Source organism: Streptomyces sp. NPDC037389, from assembly GCF_040636475.1.
GTDB lineage: Bacteria > Actinomycetota > Actinomycetes > Streptomycetales > Streptomycetaceae > Streptomyces > Streptomyces hesseae.
Window position 1 is genome coordinate 68,198 of record NZ_JBEZUS010000020.1, and the last position, 18,087, is coordinate 86,284.

The 18,087-nt window shown below is 74.1% G+C and carries 14 protein-coding genes and 1 pseudogene; 6 read left to right on the forward strand and 9 right to left on the reverse strand.

Features of this window, described 5'->3' with window-relative positions:
• Position 1 precedes the first annotated feature (1 nt).
• On the forward strand, positions 2 to 586 hold the full coding sequence (locus AB0E98_RS30895) for a dihydrofolate reductase family protein (protein ID WP_361709108.1): 585 nt from the start codon (positions 2 to 4) through the stop codon (positions 584 to 586).
• Positions 587 to 602: 16 nt separating this feature from the next.
• Here the strand turns inward: AB0E98_RS30895 and AB0E98_RS30900 are convergent, their stop codons facing one another.
• On the reverse strand, positions 603 to 1,766 hold the full coding sequence (locus AB0E98_RS30900; RefSeq protein ID WP_361709074.1) for a PP2C family protein-serine/threonine phosphatase: 1,164 nt from the start codon (positions 1,764 to 1,766) through the stop codon (positions 603 to 605).
• A 289-nt stretch (positions 1,767 to 2,055) separates the two neighbouring features.
• On the opposite strand from AB0E98_RS30900, the gene AB0E98_RS30905 reads away from it, so the two are divergent.
• A complete protein-coding gene (locus AB0E98_RS30905) occupies positions 2,056 to 2,877 on the forward strand; it encodes a class I SAM-dependent methyltransferase (RefSeq protein ID WP_361709077.1) in 822 nt (273 codons plus the stop codon).
• A 310-nt stretch (positions 2,878 to 3,187) separates the two neighbouring features.
• Here AB0E98_RS30905 and AB0E98_RS30910 read toward each other — a convergent pair whose 3' ends face one another.
• The 4 genes from AB0E98_RS30910 to AB0E98_RS30925 all read right to left on the reverse strand — a co-directional run bounded on the left by AB0E98_RS30910 (position 3,188) and on the right by AB0E98_RS30925 (position 6,864).
• Positions 3,188 to 3,895 carry a TetR family transcriptional regulator gene (locus tag AB0E98_RS30910; protein WP_361709080.1) on the reverse strand — a complete coding sequence of 236 codons (708 nt, stop codon included), beginning with the start codon at positions 3,893 to 3,895 and terminating at the stop codon, positions 3,188 to 3,190.
• 42 nt (positions 3,896 to 3,937) lie between these two features.
• Positions 3,938 to 4,402, reverse strand: a complete 465-nt coding sequence (locus AB0E98_RS30915; RefSeq protein WP_361709083.1) for a hypothetical protein — start codon at positions 4,400 to 4,402, stop codon at positions 3,938 to 3,940.
• Between the two features lie 81 nt (positions 4,403 to 4,483).
• The gene (locus tag AB0E98_RS30920) at positions 4,484 to 6,232 is read right to left on the reverse strand and encodes a SpoIIE family protein phosphatase (protein WP_361709085.1); all 1,749 of its coding nucleotides are present in this window, start codon (positions 6,230 to 6,232) and stop codon (positions 4,484 to 4,486) included.
• Between the two features lie 200 nt (positions 6,233 to 6,432).
• Positions 6,433 to 6,864, reverse strand: a complete 432-nt coding sequence (locus tag AB0E98_RS30925; protein WP_361709087.1) for a GNAT family N-acetyltransferase — start codon at positions 6,862 to 6,864, stop codon at positions 6,433 to 6,435.
• Between the two features lie 163 nt (positions 6,865 to 7,027).
• Here AB0E98_RS30925 and AB0E98_RS30930 point away from each other — a divergent pair, with 163 nt between their 5' ends.
• A complete protein-coding gene (locus AB0E98_RS30930; RefSeq protein ID WP_361709090.1) occupies positions 7,028 to 8,599 on the forward strand; it encodes an FAD-dependent oxidoreductase in 1,572 nt (523 codons plus the stop codon).
• Between the two features lie 22 nt (positions 8,600 to 8,621).
• Here the strand turns inward: AB0E98_RS30930 and AB0E98_RS30935 are convergent, their stop codons facing one another.
• The 4 genes and pseudogenes from AB0E98_RS30935 to AB0E98_RS30950 all read right to left on the reverse strand — a co-directional run bounded on the left by AB0E98_RS30935 (position 8,622) and on the right by AB0E98_RS30950 (position 13,725).
• The gene (locus AB0E98_RS30935) at positions 8,622 to 10,304 is read right to left on the reverse strand and encodes a DUF885 domain-containing protein (protein WP_361709092.1); all 1,683 of its coding nucleotides are present in this window, start codon (positions 10,302 to 10,304) and stop codon (positions 8,622 to 8,624) included.
• Positions 10,305 to 10,530: 226 nt separating this feature from the next.
• The gene (locus tag AB0E98_RS30940) at positions 10,531 to 11,274 is read right to left on the reverse strand and encodes a hypothetical protein (RefSeq protein ID WP_361709094.1); all 744 of its coding nucleotides are present in this window, start codon (positions 11,272 to 11,274) and stop codon (positions 10,531 to 10,533) included.
• Between the two features lie 146 nt (positions 11,275 to 11,420).
• Positions 11,421 to 13,046 (reverse strand): metallophosphoesterase family protein, encoded by a 1,626-nt coding sequence (locus AB0E98_RS30945; protein WP_361709096.1) that lies wholly within the window; start codon positions 13,044 to 13,046, stop codon positions 11,421 to 11,423.
• Positions 13,047 to 13,158: 112 nt separating this feature from the next.
• Positions 13,159 to 13,725 (reverse strand): annotated as a pseudogene (locus AB0E98_RS30950) (DJ-1/PfpI family protein).
• A 196-nt stretch (positions 13,726 to 13,921) separates the two neighbouring features.
• Between AB0E98_RS30950 and AB0E98_RS30955 the strand changes: the two are divergent.
• Genes AB0E98_RS30955 through AB0E98_RS30965 form a run of 3 tightly spaced genes read left to right on the forward strand, consistent with a single transcriptional unit; the run spans position 13,922 to position 17,942 of the window.
• Positions 13,922 to 14,986 (forward strand): radical SAM protein, encoded by a 1,065-nt coding sequence (locus AB0E98_RS30955; RefSeq protein WP_361709098.1) that lies wholly within the window; start codon positions 13,922 to 13,924, stop codon positions 14,984 to 14,986.
• 27 nt (positions 14,987 to 15,013) lie between these two features.
• Entirely contained in the window at positions 15,014 to 17,839 is a 2,826-nt protein-coding gene (gene lanL / locus AB0E98_RS30960; protein WP_361709100.1) for a class IV lanthionine synthetase LanL, read from the forward strand.
• A 1-nt stretch (position 17,840) separates the two neighbouring features.
• Positions 17,841 to 17,942 carry an ALQxL family class IV lanthipeptide gene (locus AB0E98_RS30965; protein ID WP_361709103.1) on the forward strand — a complete coding sequence of 34 codons (102 nt, stop codon included), beginning with the start codon at positions 17,841 to 17,843 and terminating at the stop codon, positions 17,940 to 17,942.
• The last annotated feature ends 145 nt before the right edge of the window (positions 17,943 to 18,087 follow it).

The following is an 18,087-nucleotide window of genomic DNA, read 5'->3' on the forward strand; positions in this document are numbered from 1 at the left end:
TTTGCGCAAGCTCACCTACTATGTCGCCTGCTCCATCGACGGCTTCATCGGCGACCCGAAGGGTGACGCGTCGTCCATGTACCAGTTCGTCAACGAGGAGTTCCTGGACTACCTGAAGGCGGAATACCCGGAGACCGTCTCCGCCGAGGGCCGCACGGCCCTCGGCATGACGGACCTGGAGCACCGGCGGTTCGACACGGTCGTCCAGGGCCGGGGAAGCTACCAGCTCGCCCTCGACGTCAACATCACCAGCCCGTACGGGCATCTGCGCGAGTACGTGGCGTCCCGGACGCTCGGGGAGTCGCCCGACCCGAACGTCACGCTCATCACGGAGGACGTGCCCGGCGCGATCCGGAAGCTCAAGGCGGAGGACGGTGAGCTCGGCATCTGGCTCTGCGGTGGCTCCCAGCTGGCGGGTGAGCTGCTCGAAGAGGTCGACGAGCTGGTGATCAAGACCTATCCGCAGGTCTACGGGTCGGGCATGCCGATGTTCGGCGCGGACTTCGCGGTCACCGACTTCGCCCTGGAGTCGGTCCGAGCCTTCGACAACGGTGTCCTGGTGCGGACGTACAGCCGCAAGCGCTGACGCCGGGCGCGCACGGCTACGGACGTGCGCGCGGGGCGATCGCGAGGACGGCCACGTCGTCGTGGAGCGCGAGGGTGTGCCGGGGGAGGTCGGCGTCGAGGAAGTCGACGACCTCCTCCGGCTCCGGGGCCGGGCGGCCGCCGAAGCGGTCGCGCAGCCGGTCCAGGAGGGGATAGAAGCCCCCGGCCGCGTCACGGGCCTCGACCAGCCCGTCGGTGCACAGCAGCAGCACGTCGCCGGGCCCGAAGGGGTGGCTGTAGGCGACGGGGGCCTCGTCGGTGAGCGCCGCCAGGCCCAGGGGAAGGGCGGGCGGCCCGGCGAGAGCGCGGACCTCGCCGTCGGAGATCAGGACGGGCTCGACATGGCCGCAGTTGACGATCTCCACCCGCCGCGCGAGCGCGTCGTACTCGACGAGGATCGCGGTGACGAACAGTTCGTCGTCCGGCACCGCCGCCGCCTCGCGCGCGACGCAGCGCTCCATGCTGACGGCGATCTGCGCCAGATGACCCGCGTCGTGGACGACCTGGCGGTAGCAGCCCAGCAGATCGGCGACGGTCCGCACGGCGGCGAGCCCCTTGCCGCGGACGTCGCCGACGACGGCGCGCTCACCCGCGTCCGTCGCCCGGATCTCGAAGAGGTCGCCACCGACCAGGGATTCGGCGGGCCGGTAGACCCCGGCCGCCAGCACCCCGCCGACCTCACGGGGCACCGGCCGCAGCAACGTGAGCATCAGCGCCTTGGCGACCGAGCCGGCCCGCACCAGCCGGGCCGCCTGCCGCCGCCGGTGCGCGGCGAGAACGGTGCCCAGGACGCCGACGACGGCGGTGGAGACGTACGCGCCGACGTAGTGACGCTCCCACAGATCGTGCGAGGGACGCCCCGCGCAGCACACACTGCCGGCCAGGGTGCCCTCCAGCGCGACGGCGAAGACCGTGACGGCGGCGACGCCGGCGGGGCCGTGCGCGAAGGCGGCGATCACGGGAAGGGCGATGAGCAGAAAGCTCACGGGCCACTTCACGGGCGTCAGCGGTTCGAGCAGCAGCACGGCGGCGACGAAGACGGCGGGCAGCCACCGCATCCAGACCGGCGTCTCGGGCGCTTCCAGGCCGGTGGCGCCGCTGAGCCGCACCGGACGCGCGACGTCGGCCCCGCCGGCGTCGTCGCGCTGCCGCTGCCTCACCCGCCGCTCCTCTCGCAAGGTCACCGCGCCGCCGCGGGCACGACGCGCGGCGGCGCGTCCCGCCATTGAGCCACGGAGGCACGCCTGTACGACGAACCCGTCAGCGGCACTCGCCCGTCCGGCCGAACGAGCCCGTTCCATCGGCCGAGGTGGCGACGCCTCCCCGCGCCGCCCACCGGAGGCGACCTGTACGCGCCGGTGCCGGAGCCGTACCCTCGGGCCCGGAGCACCCACGCCCGAGGCACGCACGACGGCCCCGCGACGACGACCTCCGGGACGGGACGTTTACGTGACGACGACACCGCCGCACGGCTATGTCTTCGACAACGAGAACGAGCACGCGGCCGAACAACACCGCTGCCTCGCGGCCGCCTACGACCCCTTCACCACCCGCCGGCTGGCCCGGCTCGGCGTGGACCCCGGCGCCCGTGTGCTGGAGGTGGGCGCCGGGGGCGGCAGCGTGGCCCGGTGGCTGGCAGGACGCGTCTCGCCCACGGGGTCGGTGCTGGCCACGGACGTCACACCGCGGCACCTGGCACCCGCGCCGGGGCTGCGGGTGCTCACGCACGACATCACGAGCGACCCGCTCCCGGAGAACGAGTTCGACGTCATCCACGCCCGTCTCGTCCTGCTCCATCTGCCCGGACGCCTCGATGTGCTCCGGCGGCTCGTCGCTGCGCTGCGGCCCGGGGGCCGGCTCCAGCTCGACGAGTTCGACGAGACCACCTACGGGCCGCTGATCCCGGTGGGGGAGTCCGGCGACGCGGCGCGGGCCGCCTACGGCGCGTACCTCGACGCCAAGATCGCCCTTCTGGACTCCGCCGGAGCGGGCCTGACCTGGGGCCGGGACGCGGCCACCGCCATGCACGGGGCGGGGCTGACCGACGTCGACGCGGAGCCCGAGGTCCAGCGGTGGCGCGCGGACTCGCCGGGAACGGCCCTCCAGATCCACAACACATGGCATCTGCGCGACCGCTTCCTGGCCGCCGGCCTGACCGACGAGGGGCTGGAGGCCGCGCGGACGGCCATGAGCCACCCCGACTTCCTGGCCGCTTCCTGCCTGATGTACTCGGTGCAAGGGAGGAAGCCCGGCACCGCCGGACACGCTTGAGTGATCGCCGCGTCGCCGCGCGCTCGGGCCCGGACATGCGACAGCCCCCGGCGCTCCATCCCCGACCCGCGAATCTCGGTCGTCGCCTCGATCTCGCCGTCGGTTCTGGGCCCTTCCGGGGGCCTGGCCAGTAGCCGAGATGGGGGTCACTCGAATCCGATGAACGTCTCCATCGAACGGTGCGGCTCTCACCGGTTGTCTGGTGTAATCGCCATTTTCCTCCCCGTATATCCCATGTCAAGGGGATACTAGCCGGTAATATCCGAAATGTCCGGACAGGGTTCCGGCCCCCGGCCTCGGCGCCCGGCTCTCAGGCGCGGGCGGCGACCTTCCCGGCCATCCCCGGCAGGAAGTCCGTGAACAGCTCATGCACCTCGCGCACCAGCGGCCTCAGCACCCGGAACCGGGCCAGAGTCACGCCCCGGGCGGTCAGCCGGGCGCCCCGGCCGGCCAGCCGGCGGCTGCGCTCGCCGCCGGCCGAGCGGTCGAAGACCCAGTACATGGTGAGCCCCATCTGGGACAGCCACATCAGCTCCGGCAGCACGTCGGCCAGCTCGGCCGGCACCTTCGCCCTGGAGCCCGTCAGCACCTCGCGGTGAATGGCGATGGCCGCCTCGCGGGCGTGCCCGGACTCGGGGGAGAAGGGGCTGAGGGGGCTGTCGGGGTCGGCGGCGTTCTTGAAGAACTGCGCCGCGAATTCGTGGTACGGCCCGGCCACGTCCAGCCATGCCTCCAGCACCCCGGCCAGCCGTGCCTCCAGGTCGGTCTCCCGGTCCAGCACCTCACGGACAGCCCTCTGGTGGTCGGCGCCGATCCGGTCGTAGAAGCCCTGGATCAGGTGCTCCTTGCCGGCGAAGTAGTAGTACGCGTTGCCGACGGAGACCCCGGCCTCCTTGGCGATGACCCGCATCGTGGTCTTGTCGTAGCCGCGTTCCTGGAACAGTCTCAGCGCTGTCTCCAGGATCAGGGCGCGGGTCTGCTCGCTCTTGGGGGCGCGGGGCTCGTTCTCTGCTGACACGGTCAGAGCCTAGCCGCGCGGCCGGAAGGGGCTACGCCCGGTTCACTGCCCGGCAGGCGTCGCCCATGGACCCTGGGGGCCGGGGTAGCCCTGGGGGCCGGGGTGGCCCTGTGGGGCGGTGTGCCATCCCTGCGGCGGGACCGGCGGGAGCTGCCCGCGGTCCGTCATGCCGCGGCGGCGGAACTTGTTGAGCGCGTACACATTGCCCAGGTGCATCACGCCGAGCACCAGCAGCACGACGCCGAGCTTCCGCGACAGGGTCTCGAACACCCCGCGGGCGTTCGTGACCGCGGAGTCGTCCTGGAGGTAGAGCGCCACGAAGCCCAGGTTGACGAGGTAGAAGCCCACCACCAGCAAGTGGTTGACGGCTCCGGCGAGCTTCTCGTCCCCGTGCAGCACATCGGCCAGGAATATCTGCCCGTTGCGGCTCAGCGTACGGGCGACCCAGATCGTGAGGCCCAGGCAGATCAGCAGGTAGACGGCGTACGAGACGACTGTGAGGTCCACGTCCCATGCCTTTCTTGAACGTGTTCAAAACTTTCTTGATCGGGACTGTAGACCTGTTTTTGAACACGTTCAAGCCGGCGTTCAGGCCGGTGCCCGGCGCAGCCGAGCGGCGAGCAGGGCGATGTCGTCCTCGGCCGGTCCCTCGGTGAGCCGGGACAGCAGCGTGTCGAGGACGCCGTCCAGGGGGCCGTCCAGCGGCAGCCGGAGCCGCGTCAGCCACCGCAACGACACGTCGATGTCCACACCCCGCCGCTCCACCAGCCCGTCCGTGTACAGCAACAGGACGCTCCCGGGCGGCATCCGCGCCGTGAACGCCTCGTACCCGCACAGCGCGGTTCCCAGCGGCGGACCGGCCGGGACGTCCAGCAACTCGCCCTCGCGGTCCGGGCGCAGCAGTACGGGCGGCAGGTGCCCGGCGCGGGCGGCCGTGACCGTGCCCGCGCCGGGGTCGATCAGCGCCAGCAGGCACGTGGCGACACGGTCCAGGCCGATCCGGGCGGCGTCCCGGTCGGCCCGCTCCAGGATCGTGGCGGGCGACGCGCCGGACGTGGCGACGGTCCGCAGCAGCGAGCGGTACTGGCTCATGGCGACGGCCGCCGCGAAACCGTGGCCCATCACATCGCCCATCACCTGGAGGGTGCGTCCGTCGGGCAGCGCCAGCGAGTCGTACCAGTCGCCGCCGACGAGGGCGCTGCGGCCCGCCGGCAGATAGCGCGAGGCCGTCTCGACGTCCGGATGCGGGCTGCCGGGCTCCGACAACAGGGCGCGCTGCAACTCCAGGGCCATGGCGTGCTCATGGGTGTACCGACGGGCGTTGCTCACGGTCACGGCGGCCCGCGCGGCCAGCTCCCGCACCACCACGACGTCGTCCTCGGCGAACGGGGGCGATTCCCCCGCCCGCGACAGGATGAGCGTCCCCACCGGGTGCTGGGGCGCGGGCAGGGGCACCACCAGCAGGGAGTGGATCCCGGCGGCGCGGTAGGCCGTGACGCGCCCGGGGTCCGGGGCCATCCGCCGGAACAGCTCGTCCGAGGCGAGGTTGCCCACCCACGGTTGCCCGGTGTCCAGGCACCGGCGGATCGCCGAGCCCCGCTGGACGTCCACGTGATCCCCCGGCTCGCCGAACCGGGCCAGGTGCCGCATCAGCTCCGGCACCGCCGACAGGGCCATCCGGCGCAGCCGCAGCATGCCCGGCGCCGGGGGTGGCGTCCCGCCGGCCTCCTCCTCGGTGATCTCGACGCTCGCCGCGTCGGCCAGCTCCGGCACCAGGAAGTCGGCCAGCTCCGCGCACGTGGTCTCCACGTCGAGAGTGGTCCCCACGTGGGTGGCGGCCGTGTCGAGCAGGGCGAGCCGCTGATGGGCGGCCTCCAGCTCCGTCACGTACTGGCGAAGGCCGCTCACCTCCACGCCGATGCCGCAGAGGCCCACGATCCGGCCCCCGTCCTCCAGCCGGTGATAGACGGTGCGCCACTGTCGCTGCGCGTAGGTGGAGCGGGCGTGGGTGCGTCCCGTGACGGAGACCTCCCGGGGCAGGCCGTCCGCGAGCACCTGGCGCAGGACGTCCTCGGGCCGCCGGATCTCGGGCAGGACGTCGCCGATGGTCCGGCCCAGGAACGCGGACGCGGGTATGCCGCACATCCGCGCCATCGCCGGGTTGACGTAGAGGTAGCGCAGGCGAGGGTCGAGCACGAAGACGGAGGCCGCGGTGCCCTCCAGCACGTTCCGCAGCAGCCGGTGCTCGCGCGCCCGCGCCGCCTCCTCGTCCGCCCCGCCCGTCGGGTCCGCCTCGGCGGGGAAGAGCCATCGCGGAGGCGGCGTGTCAGCGGCCACCGTCTCCTCCTCGTCTCACCGGCCCGAGGCGGCCACCGTCCATGCTGGCCGCCCGGCCCGGGAGCCGCACGCGCGACGGCCCCCGGCGGCCACCGGCCGAGGCGGGCGACGGCCGGGCGGACGCCCCGGCCCACGCCGGGCGCCCCCGTCACATGGACGAGGGACCGGCGTTCCCGCGAACGGGTGAGACGAGGGCCGGGTCAGTCCAGCGGCTTCTGGAAGTGGAAGGCGGTGACGGCCATCCGCTCACGGTGATAGAAGCGGTGGGCATCCGTCCGATGGGTGCCGGAGTCGAGCGTCAGAAGGCGGCAGCCGGCCGCGCGGGCGTACTCCTCGAGGTGGGCCAGGAGCCGGTGGCCGACGCCGGTCGAGCGCACGTCGTCGGCGGTCACCAGGTCGTCGACGTACAGCGAGCGCACCGTGCTGGTGTTGACGACGAGGCGCCAGCCCGCCGCGCCGACGCACCTGCCGTCGTCCCGGTACGCGGCGGTGAAGCGCAGGCCGTGGCCGTGCCCCTCGGCGTAGAGCGTCCGGAGGAGGTCCTCGTCGAGATGGGGTCGCAGCTGGAGCAGGACGGGGAACAGGTCGGATATGAGCCGCTCGTCGCCGGGCTCCAGGTCGATGATCTTCATGCGCGGCACTCTAGGCCAGGCCGGGGCGCGAGGACAGGGCCGTACCTCTGGCGGGGGGTGCCACACACCGTCGGCATGACGGTGCGCGGTCCGCGTACACCCGGACGGCCGTATTCGGCGCCGCGCCGCGCTTCGGCCGCCGCGACACGGGCACCCGGCGGACATGTCACGCCTTCCCGGCCCCGGCCCCCTTCCCCCCGGCGTCGCCGAGCCGTACTGGACGGCCACCACCGCCCCCACCATGCCCCGCGCCACCGCCCTGACGTCCGACCTCACCGTGGACGTCGCCGTCGTCGGCGGCGGCGCGACGGGGCTGAGCACCGCGTGGGAGCTGATCGAGGCCGGACGCTCGGTGGTCGTGCTGGAGGCCGGGGCCCTCGCCGCCGGGAGCGCCGGCCGCGCCACCGCCCAGGTGACCGCGCTGCACCCCCTCGGCTACGCCGGGCTGGGCCGGAAGCGGGGCGCCGAGGCCGCGCGGCTGTGCGCGCGCTCCATGGCCGAGGCGGTCGACCGGGTCGGCGAGATCGCGGCGGCGCTGCGCGCCGACTGCGACCTGGAACGGCTGCCGGCCCACGCCTACGCCACCGGCGCCACCCGCCACGAGAGCCTGCGGGCCGAGGCAGAGGCGGCCCGCGCGGCCGGGCTCGCCGCCTCGTACACCACGGAGACCGGACTGCCCTTCGCGGTCACCGGCGCCGTACGCGTCGAGAACCAGGCACAGCTCCACCCGCGCCGCTATCTGCTCGCCCTCGCCCACGACATCCTGGCGCGCGGCGGCCGCGTCCACGAGAACACCCGGGTGACCGGGCTGAAGGAGGGCACGCCCTGCCGGGTGACGACCGAGCACGGCGCCGTCGTCACCGCGGCGGACGTGGTCGTCGCCACCCACCACCCCGTCCTCGACCGCGGCCTGCTGTTCACCCGCCTCTCGACACGCCGCGAGCTCGCGGTGGCCGCCACGCTGCCCGCCGAGGACGACCCCGGCGGCATGTACGTCACCGGGGACGACGGCCGCCGGTCGGTGCGCACCGCCCCGTACGGCGAGGGGGAACGCCTGCTCATCGTCACCGGCGAGTGCTCCGCCCCCGCGGAGCCGGACGTGGCCCGGCGGTTCGACCGCCTCGTCCAATGGACCACGGAACGCTTCCCACGCGCCCGGATCCTCCACCACTGGACGGCCCAGGACCACGAATCCGCCGACGCGGTGCCGCTCGTCGGCCTCCGCCGCCCCGGGGCCGCGCACGCCTACGTCGCCACGGGGTTCGGCGGCTGGGGCCTGAGCGGCGCCGTCATGGCCGGCCGGCTGCTGACGGAGCTCGTCGTCGGACGGACGATCCCCTCCTGGGCCGGCCTGTACGACCCGTGGCGACCGGGCCGCGTGGCGCGCGGGGCACCCGCCGCGGTCAAGAACCAGATGGCCTTCGGACGCCGCTTCCTGACGGACCGGCTGCGCGCCGGGCGCCCGGACCCGGAGGCGGACGTCCCGCCCGGCGGCGGAGCCGTCGTCCACGCCGGCGGCCGGCACTGCGCGGTCCACCGGCAGGAGGACGGCACCGTGCGCGCCGTCTCCGCCCGCTGTACCCACCTGGGCTGTCTGGTGGCGTTCAACGCCGTCGAACGGACCTGGGAATGCCCGTGCCACGGCTCCCGCTTCGCACCCGACGGGACCGTCCTCAGCGGCCCCGCGACCCGGCCCCTGGAGGCCCGGGAGATCCCCGGCACCGGCGACCGGTGACCCGGCCCGGCCGCCGGTGGCTTCACAGTGCCGCGAGTTCGCGCTCCAGGTCGTCCAGGCCCAGGGAACCCAGCGCGAGCGCCTTCATGTGCCACTCCTTGAGCGAGAACGCGGCACCGTGCCGGGCACGGGCGGCCGCCCGGCCCCGCAGCCAGGAGCGCTCGCCCAGCTTGTAGCCGATGGCCTGGCCCGGCCTGCCCAGATACCGGGTGATCTCGCTGTCGAGGTAGTCGGCGGAATGGCCCGAGTGGCGGCCGAGGAACTCCCGCGCCAGGCCCGGCGTCCAGCGCTCCCCGGGGTGGAACGCCGAGTGGCGGGGGATCTCCAGCTCCAGGTGCATGCCGATGTCGATGACGACGCGGACGGCACGCATCATCTGCGCGTCGAGATGGCCGAGCCGGTGCGCCGGATCGGTGAGGAACCCCAGCTCGTCCATGAGCCGCTCCGCGTACAGCGCCCAGCCCTCCAGGGTGGCGCTCACCCTGCCCACCTTCGTCTGGTAGCGGGACAGGCTCCCGGCCGCCAGCGTCCACTGGGCCATCTGGAGATGATGGCCCGGCACGCCCTCGTGGTACCACGTCGACACCAGGCCGTGGACGGGGAACCGGGTCCGGCCCAGCGTCGGGAGCCAGGTGCGCCCCGGACGGGAGAAGTCCAGTGCGGGCTGGGTGTAGTACGGCGCGGCGGCACCACCCGGGGGTGCGATGCGCGACTCCACGCGCTTGACCTGCTCGACGAGTTCGAAGTGGGTACCGTCCAGCGCCTCGATCGCCTCGCCCATCAGCTCCTGGAGCCACCGCCGGACCTCCTCGACGCCCTCGACGGCCCGCCCGTGCCGGTCCAGCCAGGACATCGCCTCCCACGGCGAACCGGCGCCGGGCAGCACCGTCTCCGCCTCGGCGCGCATCTCCTCCCGCAGCCGGTGGAATTCGGCCCACCCGTACGCGTAGGCCTCGTCCAGATCGAGGTCCGTGCCGCTCCAGAAGCGGGCGGCCCGTATGTACCGCTCGCGGCCCACCACGTCCGGGGCACCGGCGGCCGCGGCGGCGTAGTCGTCCCGGAACCAGTTCCGCGCCTCCGCCACGGCCGCCGTCGCCACCTCAGCGGCCGCCGCCAGCTCACCGCGCAGGGCCTCGGGGCCGTCGGCGGTGAACACGGCGAACCCCCCGATGGCCAGCCACTCCGTCAGCTGGTCGACATTGGCGGCCACTTGCCGGGGACCGGCGGGCAGCCCCCGTCGCGCGCCCTCGGCGAGCGAGGCGCGATAGCCCTCCAGCGTGCCGGGCACCGCCCGCAGCCGCTGGGCGATCGCGGCCCAGTCGTCCTCGGTGCCGGTCGGCATGAGGGCGAAGACCTTGCGGACGCGGTGGAGGGGTGAGGAGATGTTGTCGACCCGGCGCAGCTCCTCGCCCGCCTCGTACTGGTCGAGCCCGGCGGTCAGCCGCTCGCGCAGCAGCTTCGCGCAGAGCCGTTCCACACCCCGGTCACCGCCCGGGAGGGCCTCGGCCTCTGTGAGCCGCGCGAGGGTGGCGCGGGCGAGGGCGGCCATGGCGTCGTGCCCGTCGGGGGAGAGGTCCGGAAGCCGCCCCGAGCTCAGAGGGTCGCCCATGAACGTACCGACGATCGGGTCGAGCCGGACGAGGGCGTCGACGTGGTCGTCGGCGACCCGCCGGGGAAGCGACACGTCCATGGCTGCGTCGGTCATACCGGCTCCCTGTGTCACCCGGCGGCGCGCCTCGCCGCTCGCGTACTCACCCTGCCCATCCGTCAGGGTGGCGACGCGCGGGCAGGGTCGCGCGGTGTGGATTCCCGCCAGGAGCTCCTGAGTGCGCCCGTGGGCCCGTTGCCCCCCGTGTACGACGGGTGGCTTGGCGGCCGCGGCACGGCGCGGCGCCGGAGCGCGGGGGCTCCGGCGCCGGCGGATTCATCGGCTAGACAGCCGCCGCGACGCCCTCACCGGCCGTTCCGGAGACGGCCTCCGGGGCCTCCGGGGTGGCGACGACGGCGGTGCCGGGAGCCGTGTAGAACACCGACTTCTGCTGCCGTTCGCGCTCCACGTCCCCCGTCGAGACGAGGGACTCCAGTGCGTTGCGCACCACCTGGGTGCTGGCGGCGCGCTCGGGGTGCGCCTCCTCCAGCTCCTTGGTGATCTCGCCGGCCGTCCGCGGCTCGTGGTGCCGGGCCAGGAGCTCCAGGACCAGCTCCCGGCGCGTGGGCCCGCTCCTCCGGCCGTTCCCCGCCTCCTTCGCCTCCTTCGCCTCCTTCGTGTTCGGCTCGGCGACCGCGGACCCGGCCCGTGCCGCCTTCGCCTTGCGGGCGCGCTGACCGGCGGCGGCCTTCTTCGCCCGGCGCGGCCGGGGCACGGTCTGCGGGGCGGCTTCCGGCGCCGGGGCGTCGTCCCCGGCGTTCTCGGCCGGTGCGTCGGCCGACGCATCCGCCGTCGGCCCGGCCTCGGCGGCGGGCCGCTCGTCCCGCGCCGCACCGGGGCCCGTGGTGACCGCGCCCCGCATCGTGGACAGCCACGACGCCTCGGTCTCCAACCGCTCCAGACGCGCCCGCAGTTCCGCGATCCTCGAGCGGATCGCCTCCCGCTCCTTGGTGTTGTTCTCCAGGTCGGCGGCGAACCGCGCCGCGTACCGGTCCTGGATGTTGGTGTCGTCGGATTCTTCGGTCACGGCAGCTCGCTCTCCTCGTAGCCGGTGTTGGTGCGGGATGTTACTCAGCCCGACCAGCCCGCGAGCGGGGTTGACCGAGGTACACCCCCTTTTTCCGGCACGATGGTGTCACCCTTGACGGTTCTTCACCATGGTGCCCGCCGGCGTCAGGACCGGTGGGCGTCGGAGCGCGGGCGTTCCAGGGTGAAGGTGTCGACCGGGGTGAGGTCACCGTGCGGTCCGTCGAACGTGTAGTACGTGACCCGCATGCTGGTCCGGCCGCCGCGGCGGTCGCCCGGGTCGACGTCGAAGGCGGCGAAACCGTGGGTGTACTTGTGGTCCCGCACGGCGGCCCAGGGGGCGTCCTCGGTGACCCACATCGGCTCCTTGTGACCGGAGGACGTCGTCTTGTCGCTCAGGCCCATGAGGACCCGGCCGTGCGGGGTGTCGAACATGTCGTCCTGCGTGGTGGCGATGTTCCCGCCCGCACCGATGATCATGTGGACGGTTCCCTTGCCGGTGTCGATCACGTCGGTACGGGTCGACACGGGGATGGGGGTGCGGGTGTCGTTCGGGAGCGTGCCGCGCAGGGGGTGCGAGCGCTCGTAGTGGTGCTCGTGGCCGCAGACGACCAGGTCGACGCCGTACTGGTCGAACAGGGGGCCCCACGCCTCGCGGATCCCCAGGTCGCTGCCCGCCGACCGGGTGCTGGAGATCATCGGCTGGTGCATGCACACCACGATCCAGTCGATGCCGCGGTCGCCGCGCGCCGCCTTCAACTCGCGCTCCAGCCAGCGGCGCTGGGCGCCTCCGGAGTAGCCGTGGATGTAGGTGTCGCCGCCGTCCTGGAGCGCCACGTCGTCGTTGGCGAGGCTGATGAAGCGCACCGCGCCGACGGTGAAGGCGTACCACATGCCCCGGGTCTCCTCGTCCGAGACGGCGGATGAGCCCGGCAGCGAGAAGTACGTCTGGTAGCCGGCGGCGCCGATGGGCCCGTTGTCCTTCTCGTTCTCGTGGTTGCCCGCGCACGGCATCCAGGGGCGCAGCCGGGTGGAGCGGCTGTTGTTGATGAACCAGTCCGCCCATGTCGCCGGCCGGCTGGTGCCCCACGCGCCCGCGATGGCCGCGTAACAGAGATCGCCGTTGACCAGGTTGAACAGCGGGGCGACCCGCTCCACGGCGGAGACGATGTCCGCGGACGCGGGCGAGCCGACCTGGCTGCTGGTGTGCAGCGGGAAGCGGTTGACGGGGGAGGGGACGCCGTCCGGGAGGTGGATGACCCGGCGCAGGTTGGGCGTCGCCTGGTCGCCGAAACTGGTGAAGGTGAAGGCGCTGCGGCCGCGCGGCGCGGTGGTGAAGGAGCCGGTCTCCGGGGTCGTGCCGTCGTGGCCGGCGGAGTACAGATAGGTGGTCGCCGGGCGGAGGCCGGTGAGCCGGGCGTGGTGGACGTACACCTCCTCCTTCGACAGGCCGTCCCGGTACGTCCTCGTCTCGGCGTCGGCCACCCGGCCGTGCCCGCCGTCGGGCGAACCGAGCCGCACCTGCGGCCGGCGCACGGACTGCGGGGTGATCCAGGAGACGGTCATCTCGGTGGCGGGATCGGTGCCGAACTGGAGGTGCACCCCCAGCACGCCGGGTGCCCCCAGCCGGTGCGGCCTGGACTGCAACAGCGGGCCGGTGGACGGCTGTCCGGCGGGGGACGGCGCGGCGGCGGCCTCCCCGGCGGTACCGACGACCGAGGCCGCCGCCGCGGCGGAGGAGCCCTTGAGCACGGATCTGCGACTGACCGCCATGGAACGCCCTTTTCCGGTGGGGAGGTTGTGGGAGAAGGGCACTGTAGGCGAACACTGCCGGACCAAACCGTGATCGCGGTCACGACAAAACGGGGAATGTGCCCGTCCGTTGTCAGGATTTGACGGGCACCTGCTCGCGCAGCAGCTCGACGAAGGCGCGCATCCACGCCGGGTGGTCGGGCCAGGCCCGGGCGGAGACGAGGTTGCCGTCCACCACGGCCTCGGCGTCCACGAACGTACCGCCCGCCAGCCGCACCTCGGGCGCGCAGGCCGGATACGCGGCCGTACGACGCCCGTCGAGCACCCCGGCCGCCGCCAGGGCCAGCGCGCCGTGGCAGATCTGCGCGACGGGCTTGGCGGCGGTGAAGAAGTGCCGCACGATCCGCAGGAAGTCCTCGTCCAGCCGCAGATACTCGGGCGCGCGCCCACCGGGGATCACCAGGGCGGCGTACCCGTCCGGCGCCACGTCCGCGAACGCGACGTCGGCGCTTCAGGAGTGCCCGGGCTTCTCTGTGTAGGTGTCGAAGCCCTCCGTGAAGTCGTGCACCACGAACTGGAGCTTCTTGACGGACGGCGCGGCGATGTCCACCTCGTACCCCTCCTCCAGCAGCCGCTGATAGGGGTAGAGGACCTCCAGGTCCTCCGCGGCGTCACCGGTGACGATCAGGACCTTGGGCATGGGGGTGCTCCTTCGGCTCGCGGTTCCAGCGGGGCGGCCGGGTATCCCTACCCGGCCGCCCCGGTGGAGATGCCCGGCGAACCCTGACCGCGCCCGGGTCCGCCCCGGTCCGCTCAGCGGAACGACCGTCGCCGGGCGTCGCCGCCGCGGCTACGGTGAACCCCGTCCACACGCCCTCATGGGACGGGAGTGCGCGGTGAAGGAAAACAGCGGCGGCGGCCCCACGGACATCATCTGGGAGATCACCTACGCGTGCCCCCTGCGATGTTCGCACTGCTACTCGGAGTCCGGCAGACGGCCGTCCCGGCACCTCAAGGGTGAGCCGCTCCTGGAGCTGACCGACGCCCTGATCGCCCTGCGCCCCCGGAACGTCGTCCTGGCGGGCGGCGAACCCCTCGTGGTGAAGGGCGTCCTCGACGTCGCCCGGCGCTTCACGGACGCCGGAGTGCGGGCCGCGCTCTACACCAGCGGCTGGAACGTCGACCGGGCGAAGGCCGAAGCGGTCCTGACGACCTTTCAGCGCGTCGCCGTGAGCCTCGACGGCGCCACCGCCGAGGTCCACAACCGCATCCGGGGCCGCGACCGCTCCTTCGACCGCGCCATGAACGCGCTGCGCCTCCTGGACGAGGCCTCCCGCGAGCTCACCTCCCGGGGCGTCGCCCACGGCACGTTCGGTATCGACTGCTCCGTCATGAGGAGCAACCTCCACCAGCTCGACGAGTTCTGCACCCGGATCGCCCCGCTCTTCCCCGCGATGCGCACCCTCGTCTTCGGGCTGACCGTTCCCGGCGGGCTCGCCAGCCGCGAGGAGTTCGCCGAGCACGAACTCCTCGACGACGACCAGGTCGCCCGGCTCACCGACCGGGAACGCACCCGCCACCTCCGCTCCCTCGCCCCGTCCGGGCTGAGCGTCATGGTCGACGACAACATGCGGCTGCTCATGCGCCCCGACGACATCGCCGCCAACGGGGTCCCGCCCGTCCTCCAGGTGGAACCGGACGGCGACATCCGCGCCATGTCGTCCTACCTGGGCACCGTCGCCAACGTGCTGCGCGATGCCCCGGACGTCATATGGGAGCGCGTGGCGGCCCGGTGCGCCGACCCCTTCGTCGTCGAGACGCTCGGAGGCATACGGACCATGCGGGACTGGGCCGCGGCCGCCCGCAGCCTCGACCTGCGCTTCGGCACGCCGGCCGACCGGGCCAGGATCGCCGCCCGGACCGCGACCGACCTGCCGGCCCGCCTCCCGGCCCGGTCCTGAGCACCGGCGCCGGCGGAGGACCCGACGATGGCGCACACGACGACGGGGACGGGCGAGCCGACCACCGGAATTCCCACGACACTCCCCCCGGCACACCCGGGAGACGCCCCGAAGACGGCAGGGCGCGGGGAGACCGCGCTCCAGGACCGCGTCCGGTCCGTCCTCGCCGCCCACCGGCTCGACGACTGGCACGTGAGCCCCGGCGACTTCTGGTGCTCCGTCGCACCACCCGGGGGGACCACCCGCGTCCAGGGCTGGAAACTCCACCTCTCCGCCACCCCGGTGTCCGCCGCCACCGTGCTGGCACGGGCGGCCGAGGTACTGGCCCGCCACCGGTGCGCGTACAAGTTCGCCGCCACACCCGCCCGGGTGGCGGAACTGTGCTCGCGCGCCGCCGACCGCGCGGGCGGCGGAAAATTCCTCACCGTCTACCCCGAGGACGACGGCCCCCGCCTGCGCGCCCTGGCCGCCGAACTGCACGACGCCACCCAAGGACTGGCCGGGCCCGGCATCCTCTCCGACCGCCCCTACCGCCCCGGCAGCCTCGTGCACTACCGCTACGGCGCCCACCGAGGGGTGACCGTCCTCGCCGACGACGCCACCCGCACCGCCATGCTCAGGGCCCCCGACGGCTCGCTGCGCCGGGACCGGCGCACCGCGTGGTTCGCCCCGCCGGACTGGGCACCCCGCGACCCCTTCACCTTCACCTTCGCCGAACCCGAAGAAGGCACCGGGGCCGGCGGCACCGCCGCGCCACGGCCCGTCCTCCTCGACGGCCGCTACGTCGTCGAGGAGGTCATCCGGCACGCCTTCACCGGCGGCGTCTACCGGGCCACCGACCAGCACACCGGCGCGACCGTCGTCGTCAAACAGGCCCGCCCCCACACGGACGCCACCCTCACCGGGCGCGACATCCGTGACGCGCGGCGCCACGAGGCCGCGATGCTGGAGGAGTTCGCCGCCGGCGGCCTCACACCCCGCCCGGTCGCCCTCTTCGAACAGCAGGGGGACCTCTTCCTCGTCCTGGAGGACCTCCCCGGGGTCACCCTCCGCCGCTGGGTCGCGGACCGGCTCACCACCGGCGACGACCATTGGGGCCTGCCCCACGACCTCGCCGTGCGCCTGGCCCTCCACCTGGTGGACCTCGTCGCGTACGTCCACGGCAGGGGCTATGTGCTCCGGGACCTCAACCCCGCCAACCTCCTGGTCACCGAGGACGACGAACTCCGTCTCATCGACCTGGAACTCCTCGTCCGCCACCGGGAGCGCATCACCCGGGCGCACACCCCCGGCTACGCCGCCCCCGAACAGCGCGCCGCCCAGCCCGGCGCCACCGGTTCCTTCGCCTCCGACCGCTACAGCCTCGGCGCCACCCTCTTCCACCTCGTCACCGGGGCGGAACCGCTCCTGGCGCCCGACGAACCACCCGTGCGCACCGAGCACCAGCGGCTGGGGGAGCGGCTCGGCCACCTGGGCCGCGACAACCCCACGGCCCGCCGTCTCGCCCCGCTCGTCCTCGCCCTGCTGCGCACCGACCCGGCCCGGCGCCCCGGCCTCGTGGACGTCCGCCGTGCCCTCACCGGACGGGGAACGCCGGCGACGGTCCCGGCGCCACGGCCGGACCCGGCCCCGCCCACCGAACTCACCGACGGCTGCCTGGCGCACCTCCTCGCGACCATGGACCCGGGCCGCACCGACCGGCTCTGGCCGCCGTCGCCCTACGGCGCGACGAGCGACGCGTTCAACGTCCAGCACGGCGCCGCAGGAGTCCTCGGCGTCCTGGCGAGGGCCTGCCGCGCCGGCTCCGGCCCGGCCGTGCGCGAGGCCACCGCCACGGCCGCCGCGTGGATCACCCGTCACGTCGGGCGCGAACCGCGCGTCCTGCCCGGTCTGTACTTCGGCCGTTCCGGCACCGCGTGGGCCCTGCTCGACGCCGGGGAGGCCCTGGGCGACCGGGCCCTGACCGACGCCGCCGCGGCGCTCGTCCGCCGCGTGCCCCTCGCGTGGCCCAACCCCGACGTCTGCCACGGCACCGCCGGCGCGGGCCTGACCCAGCTCCGTTTCTGGGAGGCCACCGGCGCCCGCGACTTCCTCGACCGGGCCCACGCGGCCGCCACCGCGCTGGCCCCGGCGGCCACCCGCCGCGCCGGGCGCCTGCTCTGGCCCGTTCCGCCCGGCTGCCTCTCGGACCCGGCCGAGGTCGTCCACTACGGCTTCGCCCACGGCACCGCCGGCGTCGGCACATTCCTGCTCGCCGTGGGCCTGGCCACCAGGAACGGCGACCACCTCGCACTGGCCGCCGAGGCCGCCCGTACCCTCCTCGCCGCCGCCGACGTGGCCGACGGCGCCGCGTACTGGCCCGCCGGGCCCTCCGGCGGCCCCCGCCGGACCACCTGGTGCAGCGGATCGTCCGGCATCGGCACCTTCCTGCTGCGCATGTGGGGTGCGAGCGGCGACAGCGCGTTCCTCGACGGAGCCGTCCGGGCGGCGGTCGCGGTCCACCGCTCCCGCCGGCACGCGGGCACCGCCCAGTGCCACGGCCTGGCGGGCGACGGCGAGTTCCTCCTCGACCTCGCCGAGGCATGCGGCGAACAGCGCTACCGCGACTGGGCCGAAGACCTCGCCGGCGCTCTCCACGCCCGGCGCACCCTGCGGGCCGGGCGCGTCCTCGCCCCCGACGAGACCGGGACGTCGGTCCACGCCGACTACGGCACCGGGCTCGCCGGAGTGCTCGCCTTCCTGCTGCGGCTGCGGGACGGGGGTCCCCGCCTGTGGCTGCCCCGAACGCTCACCGGTCCGGGCACGACGGCCGGGCGAGCTCCCACCGCATCGCTCGTGAAGGAGGTGACATGAGATGACGCAGGACGTGACCGCCCTCCAGATGCTGGAGGCCGAGCAGGCCGAGGCCGGCTTCTGGCCGTGCACGGACACCGCCGTGACCGCCGAGGACGAGTGACGACGAGCCCGTCGACGGCCGACCGGACCAGGCGCGCCGGCCCGCCGCCCCGGCCACCCCCGGCGCCGGGCCGCGCGCCCCCGCCCCGGGGCGGGGCGCGGGGGGGCCCCCCCCGGCGACCCCGGCGGGTCCCCCCCGCCGCCGG